This is a genomic window from Paenibacillus sp. Soil522 (assembly GCF_001428245.1).
Taxonomy (GTDB): Bacteria; Bacillota; Bacilli; order Paenibacillales; family Paenibacillaceae; genus Pristimantibacillus.
In genome coordinates this window covers 216,140-226,863 of the sequence record NZ_LMRV01000088.1, presented here as the reverse complement: position 1 = coordinate 226,863, position 10,724 = coordinate 216,140, and the positions used below count along the sequence as shown (strand labels likewise).

11 protein-coding genes are annotated in these 10,724 nt (G+C 50.8%); 8 read left to right on the top strand and 3 right to left on the bottom strand.

What is annotated here, in order from left to right; translation table 11 throughout:
- Nucleotides 1–215 precede the first annotated feature (215 nt).
- Nucleotides 216–605, top strand: coding sequence for a ribosomal maturation YjgA family protein (locus ASG81_RS26500; protein WP_235549028.1), 390 nt, complete (start codon nt 216–218; stop codon nt 603–605).
- Between the two features lie 72 nt (nt 606–677).
- Here the strand turns inward: ASG81_RS26500 and ASG81_RS26495 are convergent, their stop codons facing one another.
- Nucleotides 678–1,838, bottom strand: coding sequence for an SGNH/GDSL hydrolase family protein (locus tag ASG81_RS26495; protein WP_235549027.1), 1,161 nt, complete (start codon nt 1,836–1,838; stop codon nt 678–680).
- 142 nt (nt 1,839–1,980) lie between these two features.
- Between ASG81_RS26495 and ASG81_RS26490 the strand changes: the two genes are divergently transcribed.
- From ASG81_RS26490 to ASG81_RS26480, 3 genes are all read left to right on the top strand, one after another.
- Nucleotides 1,981–3,609: a hypothetical protein gene (locus ASG81_RS26490; RefSeq protein WP_056641695.1), complete on the top strand. Its 1,629-nt coding sequence runs from the start codon at nt 1,981–1,983 to the stop codon at nt 3,607–3,609.
- 269 nt (nt 3,610–3,878) lie between these two features.
- Nucleotides 3,879–4,277, top strand: a complete 399-nt coding sequence (acpS, locus tag ASG81_RS26485) for a holo-ACP synthase (RefSeq protein WP_056641693.1) — start codon at nt 3,879–3,881, stop codon at nt 4,275–4,277.
- Between the two features lie 61 nt (nt 4,278–4,338).
- Entirely contained in the window at nt 4,339–4,566 is a 228-nt protein-coding gene (locus ASG81_RS26480; protein WP_056641690.1) for a hypothetical protein, read from the top strand.
- Nucleotides 4,567–4,647: 81 nt separating this feature from the next.
- On the opposite strand, the gene ASG81_RS26475 is transcribed toward ASG81_RS26480, so the two are convergent.
- Entirely contained in the window at nt 4,648–4,998 is a 351-nt protein-coding gene (locus tag ASG81_RS26475; protein ID WP_235549026.1) for a c-type cytochrome, read from the bottom strand.
- 173 nt (nt 4,999–5,171) lie between these two features.
- Here ASG81_RS26475 and ASG81_RS26470 point away from each other — a divergent pair, with 173 nt between their 5' ends.
- The 4 genes from ASG81_RS26470 to ASG81_RS26455 are packed head-to-tail and all read left to right on the top strand — an operon-like array spanning nt 5,172 to nt 8,962.
- Nucleotides 5,172–6,053 carry an AraC family transcriptional regulator gene (locus ASG81_RS26470; protein WP_056641687.1) on the top strand — a complete coding sequence of 294 codons (882 nt, stop codon included), beginning with the start codon at nt 5,172–5,174 and terminating at the stop codon, nt 6,051–6,053.
- Nucleotides 6,053–7,306 (top strand): A/G-specific adenine glycosylase, encoded by a 1,254-nt coding sequence (gene mutY, locus ASG81_RS26465; protein WP_056641684.1) that lies wholly within the window; start codon nt 6,053–6,055, stop codon nt 7,304–7,306. The genes ASG81_RS26470 and mutY overlap by 1 nt, the downstream gene beginning before the upstream one ends.
- 28 nt (nt 7,307–7,334) lie before the next feature.
- Complete coding sequence (locus ASG81_RS26460; RefSeq protein ID WP_056641681.1) at nt 7,335–7,967, top strand: bifunctional 4-hydroxy-2-oxoglutarate aldolase/2-dehydro-3-deoxy-phosphogluconate aldolase; 633 nt, start codon at nt 7,335–7,337, stop codon at nt 7,965–7,967.
- A gap of 17 nt (nt 7,968–7,984) precedes the next feature.
- Nucleotides 7,985–8,962, top strand: a complete 978-nt coding sequence (locus ASG81_RS26455) for an alpha/beta hydrolase (protein WP_056641678.1) — start codon at nt 7,985–7,987, stop codon at nt 8,960–8,962.
- A 731-nt stretch (nt 8,963–9,693) separates the two neighbouring features.
- On the opposite strand, the gene ASG81_RS26445 is transcribed toward ASG81_RS26455, so the two are convergent.
- Complete coding sequence (locus ASG81_RS26445; RefSeq protein ID WP_056641670.1) at nt 9,694–10,584, bottom strand: AraC family transcriptional regulator; 891 nt, start codon at nt 10,582–10,584, stop codon at nt 9,694–9,696.
- Nucleotides 10,585–10,724: the final 140 nt, after the last annotated feature.

Genomic DNA, 10,724 nt, shown 5'->3' with positions numbered 1-10,724 from the left:
TTGTGCTGTATTTAGCAGCTGCAGCCTTAACACCAATTTCCCCCCTCTTTATTTCATCAAGGATCGCAAGTTTCTCTGGTGCGCTATACTGTTCTTTTGACATGAAAAAGCTCCCCTCACAGCAGCAGGTTTTATTATTTAACCTGTCTACTGTATGGGGAGCATATCACAATCGGCATGGGACAGTCTTTTTTTAAAAAGAAGATGTTATTGTATTGAAAACGAGGATACCGTACATAATTGCAGCCGTAATCGCTATGATACTCGGCTTTAGCACCAGGAGGTTTGCCGGCGCGCTGCCCGCTTTCGCTGCGGAGCATTTTGGCGATGCGTTATGGGCGAGCATGATTTATTTTGGCGTTCGTGCCGTATGGGTACATAAGAGGCTTTTTTGGGCGGCGTTGATTAGCGTTTTATTTTGTTTTGGCATTGAGCTTAGTCAGCTTTATCAATCCGATTGGATCAATGAAATCCGAAGCACTTTTTTTGGAACGTTAGTTTTGGGCAGCGGGTTTTTAACGGTTGATTTGGCGAGGTACAGCGCGGGGATTGTGCTGGCGCTCTTGATTGACGGGTATTTCAGTAAACGCGGGCTTAGGGGCTGAAATGAGATTAGGCGCTCGTTCGAACGTTAGGGAATCATCCGGGAAGCAGAATTCACGGATGCTACCCCGCGTTTAATGCCTATACCATGCCAGGAAAGCGTCGGCAACAGCCGTGCCCGCAACGCCGTTTGGATGGGGGTCGTCATGAGGACTCATAAAGGCCTGCTGAAGCAATTGCTCATTCGGCGCCGCTTGTCCGAGTACGGCAGCGATGTCGAACACGCCGGACACACCGGTTAAATGGCAATCGCGAATCCACGAGTTGACGGTACGCCAGACGGTCTCCATTTCTCCCTCAAAGTTGAACGCAGGCAGCGTGCATAGCCATATAGCAAGGTTTGGCTTGCCGCTCACGAGCTGATCGATAACCGACGTAATATCGGCAATCAATTGCCCGGCGCTGCGTTTCGCGGTACCGATATCGTTTACCCCGATGCAAATAACGACCTCATCGCCTTGCTTCGCTTTGGACAGCCAAGCGCTATCGTTTACCAGATCGTAAGCGCGGGCCCACCCGCTGCCAATGTTCCATACGCCAATGTCTGGGCCTAAGCCTGCCGCGATCTTTGCAGCCCAGAAGGCGTAGCCGTCCTGCTCGGTGCGAACGCCTTGCGTAATGGAATCGCCGAGAAATATGATCTGCTTAGATACGGCTCTTTCATAGGCGAGCAGCGAAGGCAGCACCTGACGGTTGCCTGAAGGGGTATAGCCATCGGCAGATGGCTGCCCGGCTAGGCTGCCGTCTGCTTCATACGCGCTTGCAAGCAAGGTCTCCGTATTGAATGGGAGCCCTTCCTCAAAGCCGTCCAATGTGATCGACCAGCTGAACGCCAGAAAATGATTTTCCGGTACGTACACTGAGGCTGTGTCACTCCAAAACCGCTCCCTCCGCTGCACATCTTTGGAGGATGAGCCGTCAAACATGACAGGGCGTTCCGTCCCTGCTGCAATGCTGCCGTCCGGCAGCTCTCCGCCGTCAGCCACGAAGCAGGATTCGATCCGCCATCGTCCGCCCGGGTCATTTGCTTTCGACTCGGCTCCGTCTGCCCATGTGGAATCGACGGTGTTGCTATGCCAAAACTTGAATTGCAACTGACCATACTCCCGCGGCCGTATGTACGATCGAAAGGTAATGGTCGTCTTCTTCTCTGACCGATATATAAAATTCGCTGCGGTCGATAGAGAGGTAACCGATGTGTAGCCGCTTTGCAATACCTTCATCTCCTTAGTCAATTATGAAGTCCCCCTGCAAGGAGAGGGATCTTTTCTCTCAAAACTATCATTATTTTGAATAGAAGACAATGCAGAGGTTTCGCTGGCAATTGAAATTCTATATGATAAGAAGAAACATAGGAAATCGAAGGAGACTGGTAAAATGAGTTTCACAGCTAGACAAAACGAGATTATACGAAAAATAGCGATACTGGCGCAGAGCCAGACCGTTCTAAGCAGCGGGCTATGGTTTCATCACGATATTCGCGATAACTTTTATTATGCTTCCTACTTGTTCGCGGCCGCAGTCGACTTCCCGGAGCAGCTGCCCTTCGATGCGGAAGCCGCCAAACATTTAGCACAAGGTATCATGCTGGAAGTGCTTCGCCTTCAAGATCAAAATGGTGAAAGCGCCACCTTTGGCCATTGGCCGTTAAACCTCGGGGAGGCTCCGCGCGAGGCGAAGCCTAATGTACTGCCCGTAGAGCTCATGGGAAGCTTGATGGCCTTCTTTACGAGCCGCTATCGAGTTCATTTTGATGAGAGGCTTGCACAGGCATTTGATTCGGCGCTCTTTAACGTATACCGGAGTGGCTTCTATCGTCAAAAAAATGTATTCGGTCATCACGATGCCAAATATACAGCCGCAAAGCTGATTTTCGGCCAATTGTACGAGGATGCCGGGCTGATCCGTAACGGGCGCAGCAATCTTCAGCTTACTTTAGCCCATGTCCGTAAGCATGGAATGTCCGAATACGGAAGCTTGCCCTGGTTCTGGCACTGGGTGCAGGCATTTACATGCGCATGGCATCAAATGAGCGACCCGTCGGTCAAAAAAGAGCTAAGCGATATGCTGGATTATCTCTGGAACGAGAGAGCGGCGTTTTACTTGAAAGGGGCCTGGGCCGGCGCGCATTGCCGCGGTCAGAAGCATGATATTCCGCTCGACAGCAACGTCCTGCATGACTATGTGCAGTTCGGGGATTTCGAGCTTCCCGCTGAAATGCCCCGGACGGAGTATGCCGGCTTCCTCTATTATGAGGCTCCCGAAGCAGCCCGTCGCACAGCGCTTGATCGAAGCGGGAAGGCCGAAGTGAAGAAGGCCGTCACGAAGATTTCGGATGCGGGAACGAGCATTCTTCACAGCTATGCTTATATGACTTCCGAGTTTGCGACGGGAGGGATGTGGGAGCGGTATGAGGAGTTTGATAACGAGCAGCACCGCTGGGACATTACTTTGCCGCTTGGCCGGAACCGCGGCGTGAATCAGGCTTATTTCTTCCATCCGGCTGAACCAAATACCGGCGATGATCCGAGACATCAAACCGGGCATACGGAAGTTCTGTTTCACAAAAATACGATTGCCGCGCTTTATCCGATTCCAGCCGGCGCAGCTCACCAAATCGCAGGGATATTGCCGATTGCGGAGTGGCAGCAAGAGCCGGGCGTTCTGCTCGGACAGACGGATCAAGTATTCTTTGCGGTCTATTTGATGCAGCCATTCGAGATTGAACGGCTGGCCGATCGATACGTCGTGACAAGCGAAGGCTCGCGGAACGGCGTTGTTTTAGAGGCAATCAGCCAAAAGGATGCGGAGCAAAGGGGCCTGGACAGCTTTGAGGCATTCGCAGCCGTGGCTAGGCGGAACGCTCCTGCATGGTCTACGGAAAAGCTGAGCGTCCGATATACGAGCTTGGACCTTAGTGTGCTTGAGCTTAGCGTTGACAGCCATAGCGAAAGCGAAAAAAGGATTAACGGGCAACCGGTTGATTTTTCCGAATACATGCTCTAGGATAGTGTCCCGCAGGGACGTAATTACAGCCGCACCAACTGAAAGCGTGTCCCCGCAGGGACGAAAGCGATCCACAGCAAACGGAACATGCCAGGTTCTCTGTACCTCCTTCGTTAGTCTAATTGCAGGTGTCCAGAGGACGCAGTCCTCGGGGCCCTCCCTTGGAAGGGAGGGTTTGGGAGGGTTCGAAAGCACTTAAAGGGACTTTATCCTTGACTTCGAACGAGCCATCTGCTAATCTCACTTTCAGAGAAAAGGCGGGTGTAAGCATGATCATCGGCATCGGAAATGATTTATCGGATATTACGCGTATAGCCAAAATATTGGAAGGGCGCACAGGCGAACGGTTTATGGAGCGGGTGCTGTCCGCAGGCGAACGTGAGCTGGCAGCGCAGTATTCGGGTGAGCGGCTGAGCCAATTTACGGCTGGGCGGTTCGCGGCGAAGGAAGCGGTCGTGAAAGCTTTTGGCTGCGGCATCGGTAATGTTATCGGATTTACGGATATTGAAATATTGCGGGGAAGCTGCGGCAAGCCCGAGTGCAGTCTATCTGCCGCCGCATGGGACCGCCTCGGCCTTAGTCCCGAAACGGTGCGGATTCACGTAACGATTACGCATGAGCGTAAGCTGGCTTCTGCTTTTGCCGTTGCGGAACGGATATCGCAGTAACCTTTTGCCGATACTTGGAATGTAATATACCAAGTTAGCTAGTCGAGAGGGGATGGCGTCAGTGCAGGAGCAGCGGCAGCAAAAGACGAAGCGTCGGTTTAAAACGGGGCAATGGGTCGAATTTGACGGCTTGTATTCGGACGATTGGGGCGGTGATCTGGTGCTGGTGCAGGGCGATCTGTTTCCGATGCACCCCCAAATGGGTGAAACGCATTGGACGTACGCAGGCCAATCCGCTCTTCACTTTACGAAATCTCCCAAAATAAATGGACACCATATCGGCTATTAGGCTGATAAAAAAAGGATGCCAGCGGCAGCAAATGTCTGCTCCGGCATCCTTTTCTGTTTATCATCGCAGCCGCCTCAGCCGTTACTTGTTGCTTGCTAACCAATCGGCCAGTCCGGCAATTTCTTCGGAAGTCAGGCGATCCTTGAAGGCGGGCATCGAGCCTTCTCCCTGCTCAATTTGCTGCGTAATATCCGACGCGCTCATGCGCGCGCCGACGTTCTGAAGATTCGTTGCAGGGCCTACTCTGCCCTGCAGCCCGGTGCCGTGACAGCTGACGCAATTGGCCTTGTAAACGGAGACTGCCTCGGCGGGTCCATCCAGCGCGCTGCTTCTCTTTGAAGCACTATCGCCGCCGCAGCCCGCAAGCGCAAGCAGCAGCCCCGCAGACGCTATAAGCGTTATTCCAACAAACAGCATACGATTAAAAAGCATAATCAGCCCCTCCTTATTAATTTCTTTATTTTGGAAATTTTGGACTTGTTTGAGACATTCACAGGACGTCCATATGAATTTGATTCGTTAATTCGTATAATAGAGTAGGCAGATGGTTATTCACAGAGGGCATCAAAATACATTATATCGCAGTTTTACTTACAGGAGAATTCATGAAACCGACAATAGAGAGCATTTTGAAAAACCAATTAAAAAAAATTCAGGCTGAGGTTATTATGGCCGCCTATTCGGAGAGCTTGCCAGGCTGGACCGAGCAAAAATCCGAGCCGGATTTTTACCGTTTCTGCTACACGGACAAGGGAGAAGCATGGCTGAATATACAAAATGAGAGTTATATCGTACAGCCGGGCACGCTTTATTTACTGCCTGCGGGAACGGTCCAATCGTTTGGGACGGAAGGCGATGAGCCTTTTGGCCGCTATTGGTGCCATTTTCGTTTAGAGCTTGGGGATATTGAGTTTATAAATTCGCTGCAGCTGCCGCCATTTGTATATGTGAAGGACAAGCAGATGATGAATGAGCTTTTTTCCAAAATGGAAACGTATCAACACTGCGCCTCTATCACGAGAGAGCTGCGTCTGAAGGCGGTTTTACTGGAGATGATCGCCTTCTATCTGGATGAAAGCCATGTCCAGAGGCAAATGCCCCATGATCCCGGCTTTGGAGTAAAGTGGAATGAGGTGCTCGCATACATCGAAGCCAATTTGCATGCGAACATTCAAATCGAAGAGCTCGCGAAATTCGCCTTCCTGCATCCGAACTATTTTATTACTTCCTTCAAAAGCATCATGGGCTGCTCGCCGATCCAGTATGTGACGAATCGCCGAATCGCGCATGCCATGCGGCTGCTTATGGATACGGAGCTACCGGTGTCAGCCATCGCGAAGCAGGTGGGCATGCAAAATCATTATTTATCAAGGCTGTTTAAAAGATACACAGGCCTTACGCCGGTTCAATATCGCAGGATCAGCAAGCAAAGCGCAGGCAATCGAGCGGATTTTACTGAGACAACGGGCGAGAAGGAGAATAGCTAATGGAACAGGAAGACATTAAAACATTTTTCAGCGCGGAGCTGCTTGCCTGGTACCGGCTGATCAAGCGGGATTTGCCTTGGCGGATGAACCGGGACCCTTACCGCGTATGGGTATCGGAAATTATGCTGCAGCAGACGAGGGTAGATACCGTCATACCGTTTTACAACAATTTCATGAGTAAGTTTCCAACTGTTCGTGCGCTTGCGGAAGCGCCCGAGACGGAGGTGCTCAAAAGCTGGGAGGGCCTCGGCTACTACTCGCGCGCACGGAATTTGCAAGCAGGCGCCAAAGAAGTGGTAGCGCGCTATGGCGGCATTGTGCCTGATGATAAAACTTCCGTAGCCGGACTGAAGGGCGTCGGGCCATACACAAGCGGCGCGATTATGAGCATTGCGTTTAACCGTCCGGAGCCTGCGGTTGACGGCAACGTCATGCGCGTGCTCTCGCGCTATTTTTGCTTGGAGGAAGATATTGCGAAGCCGTCTACGAGAGCGGGCATTGAGAAGCTTGCTGCCTCCCTTATTCCCGAAGGCGCTGCAGGTGATTTTAACCAGGCGCTTATGGAGCTCGGGGCACTCGTATGTACGCCGAAATCGCCAAGCTGCCTGCCGTGTCCTGTGATGGAGCATTGCGGGGCCAGGCTTGCGGGCAGAGAGGCGGAATTGCCGGTCAAGACGAAGGCGAAGCCGCCGCGTCCGGAGTACAGAGCGGCAGCCATTGTCTTAGGCAGCGGCGAGAATGCAGGCAAAGTGCTCGTAAGACAGCGGCCGGATACCGGGTTGCTTGCCCAGATGTGGGAGCTGCCGCATTTGCTGTTATCGCCGGATCAGGCGAAATGGCTGGCCGAGACGGCGCCGAAGGAACAGAATGAGCTGGGCGAGATGATCAGCCGCATGCTTGAGGAGGATACGGGAATGCTTATCCGTCCGCGCAGCTGGTTTGTGGACGCCGACCATATTTTCAGCCATATTCATTGGAAAATGCGTTTTTACTTGGCGGATTTGGGTGAAGATGCTTATTCTCCTGCGGAGGCGGCTGCGGCATCCGCATTAGAAGGAGCGGGTATGGCTGCGGAGGCGGCTTCCGTGTATGAAATAAGTGCGGGCGATGCCCAAAAATCGGCTGGCAGCGGTGCTTTCGTCGGAGCAGGGGAAACGGAGCTGAGCCGTTATCGATGGATTGGCAAGGAAGATATGGAAACATTGCCGTTTCCGAATTTATTTTTGCGCATTTTAAAGCAATTTTGGGAATAATTCAATAGAAGAGTCGGGGGAGAAGCGAATGAACAGGATGCTTGAGCTGCTGCTGCAGCACAAAATCGTAGCGATTTTAAGAGGTATTGAGGATCGGCATGCGGATGCTGCGGCGCAGGCTTTAATAGACGGCGGTATTCATATGATGGAAATTACGATGAATACGGAGGGTGCGGCGGTTATGATCGAGCGTTGGCGCACGAAGTTTGACAGCCAGGCTGCTGTAGGCGCCGGTACGGTAACCGACGTCGCGCTTGCCGAGCAGGCGGTTGCCGCTGGAGCGCAGTTTCTCATTTCGCCTAATTTGGATGAGGAAGTTATCGCTTATGGGCGTGAGCGCGGCATCACTGTATGGCCCGGCGTCATGACGCCGACGGAAATCGTAAAGGCATGGAAGGCAGGGGCCGATGCTGTGAAAATATTCCCGATGGGAACGCTTGGCATCGGGTACTTGCAGGAAATTCGCGGTCCGCTGAACGATATTCCGATGATTGCGACTGGCGGCGTTGATTTACATAACATTGCAGACTACTTTAAAGCAGGGGCGAATGCCGTTGGGATGGGCAGCAAGCTCGTCAATTTGGAATGGGTACGCGAAGGCAAATTCGCTCAGGTAACGGAGCGGGCGCGGCAATTTGCAGATGCCGTGCGGGCTTTGTAGAGCAAGGGGGAAATGACGTGGACGCTGCATGGTGGCTGCTGGTCAGCTTCTTCATATTCATTGCATTACTGGCTGCGTTTGTCTGGCAAATGGGAGTACGCAGTCAGAAGCCGCGCAAGCTAACGAATGCGGATGCTCCTGACGTGGACACGCAGTGGCAATCCATATCCTTCACAAGCAAGGGATCCAAGCTGGAAGGCTGGCTGCTTCTGCCGGCTTCTTGCGCCTCGCCGGAGGAGGGGCTTGCGCCGCTTATCGTTATCGCGCATGGCTGGGGCTCCAACCGGACGAGAGTGCTGCGATACACGCGTCCGCTTTACGAAGCAGGCTTCTCCGTATTGATGTACGATGCGCGAAGCCACGGCGACAGCGATTCTATCTCTGCTCCTTCCGCGCTTATGTTTCGCGATGACGTGCAGGCTGCGGTCGATACAGCGAGGCGTCTTCCGGGAATCGATCCGGACCGGATCGCGGTGCTCGGACATTCGCTCGGAGGCTTTGGGGCACTGCTCGCGCTCGATCAAGGGATACAGGTGCGGGCAGTCGTAACGGACTCGATGCCCGTCCGTTTCGAGACGATGATGAAGTCAGAGCTGAAACGCAAAAAAATTCCGTTCTTTCCCCTAGCCTATCTTATTCCGATGATTTGGCTCATTCGTGCACGCATATCGCGAGCCGAGTTCAGAGCCGCCGACATTCCACTGGTGTTATCGAGACATGCTGGCAGCCTGGAAGCGGGCCGTACGCCGGTTATGATGATTCATTCGAACGGCGATGATTTTATTAGTGCGGATGATCTACGGGTGCTGAAGAGGCAATTGCCTGAGGGCATCATAAGCACGCTGTTCGTATCGACCAAGGGGCACAGCGCATCGGAGCAGGAGCCTGCCTTTTGGGAGCGGGTCATTCCTTTTTTGCAGGAAACGGTCATGAATGCTTCGGGCAAAAAGGAAGCCTGCGGCACGGGGCTGCAGGCTACAAGAGAGAATATATAATAAAGGGGGGTCATGAATCTATTATAGTAGCCTAAGATGAAAGCAAGATGAGAGAAATATTACAGTTTGATTACATGGCTGTGTATCAAAAGTTTAAAAAACTCCTAAACCTAATAAAATAGAAGTAGAAGAAGGGTTGGGAGAACACATGGGATTATGGACGAAGGAGCAGCTTCACCAGTTCATCAAGGAGAATAAGCTGGTGACGGCGCAGGGTGCCCAAAACGCACTCAAGGATCTTCAAGAGATGCTGCCGTAAAATGGTTTTTGAAAATAGAACAAAAAGCAGGATTTCATGTTTGTTAAGTGAATTCCTGCTTTTTTATTCTGCTTTTTTAAACAATCACTGGGTACCTGTCTTTTTGCCGACGGGAAACGCTATGCACGAATCATGCACGCTTTGGCGTTAAGAACGGCGGACCCGCGATTTATAGTCAATGAAGCGGTGATTACGCCTATTGTATCAAGGTCTTATCCGTAAACGGGTTAAACAAGGGGACGTACGTTACCGATTCGTTATTGATATTGCAACGTAGAAAAATGAAAAATATAAAAAAAGCCGATTTTCCAAAGCAGGAAGATTGGCTTTTTCTATGACTTTGTGAAGTACTCTGCTTGAACATACCTTTCTTTAGCTTAAGTACAAGCCTTTAAAATCTGCATTAAATTAAATAGATGATTTTGAACCCCGTTGAGCAAGGGATTCATACGTTGATCGTTTGGTCATATTTCTACCTCAGGCGATTTATATCTTCCCTAGGCGGAAAACCAAACATGCGGGAATATTCACGACTGAATTGCGATTGGCTTTCGTAGCCAACCCGGAATGCGACATCACCGACATCAGTTGACTCGGATAATAAAAGGCGCCTAGCTTCCTGCAGTCTCAGTTGTTTTTGAAACTGAATCGGGCTCATAGCCGTTACATCTTTAAAGTGCCGATGAAGCGAAGCAACACTCATATTCGCTTTTTCCGAAAGCACTTCAATTCGAAAAGACGTATTATAGTTTTTTATGATATATTCAATAACTTCTCTGATTCGATAGGTATTGCTACCTTCTATCGCCATTTGTTCCAGCGCATCCCCATGGGGACCTTGTAGAACCCAATAGAAAATTTCCTTGATGAATAAAGGCGCAAGCACCGGGATATGTTTTGGATTGTCTAGCAAACAGGCTAACCTGACTACTGCATCCAACAGAGATGGCTCTACTTTGCTGACAAACATAGCTCGTTTCGCATTTTTTTTCGGTCCTACTCGAATTTCGGAATCACTTAAAACCTCTAAGATTTGGCTCGGTGTAATTTCAAGTTTGAGAGCCAAATACGGAGCGTCAGAAGAGGCTTTGATCACTTGTCCAGTAACCGGCAAGTCAACGGATGCCACAATGTAATCGGCAGGACCGTACCGAAAACGCTCCTCTGCTAACAATACCTCCTTTTCTCCTTGGACAATAATGCAAAAGGATGGCTCGTTAATTCTAGAAATTGGTTCGGTAATAACAGATTCACGGATGAAAAATAAAGACGGAATAGGGGTCGGATGAACACCGTCCTGCCCTGCAAAACGCTCAATGAGTTTGGCAAGTTCATGCTGCTGTTTGTTGATTCTCTCAGACATACCTAATTCTCCTTATTCCGTCATCTTCGATAGTTTCATTCTATCGCTTATTTGTCGATTGCACAAATGGTTGTGAGAGAATTAGGCAAAAACTTGATACGAATGGGATAACGATTGCTTTTTCATTTGTTACATAATAA

Excerpts from the sequence above, each read along its gene's own strand:
- ASG81_RS26490 (WP_056641695.1), top strand. The coding sequence starts at position 1,981 with ATGAGTTTCACAGCTAGACAAAACGAGATTATACGAAAAATAGCGATA.
- acpS (WP_056641693.1), top strand. The coding sequence starts at position 3,879 with ATGATCATCGGCATCGGAAATGATTTATCGGATATTACGCGTATAGCC.
- ASG81_RS26475 (WP_235549026.1), bottom strand. The coding sequence starts at position 4,998 with ATGCTTTTTAATCGTATGCTGTTTGTTGGAATAACGCTTATAGCGTCT.
- ASG81_RS26470 (WP_056641687.1), top strand. The coding sequence starts at position 5,172 with ATGAAACCGACAATAGAGAGCATTTTGAAAAACCAATTAAAAAAAATT.
- mutY (WP_056641684.1), top strand. The coding sequence starts at position 6,053 with ATGGAACAGGAAGACATTAAAACATTTTTCAGCGCGGAGCTGCTTGCC.
- ASG81_RS26460 (WP_056641681.1), top strand. The coding sequence starts at position 7,335 with ATGAACAGGATGCTTGAGCTGCTGCTGCAGCACAAAATCGTAGCGATT.
- ASG81_RS26445 (WP_056641670.1), bottom strand. The coding sequence starts at position 10,584 with ATGTCTGAGAGAATCAACAAACAGCAGCATGAACTTGCCAAACTCATT.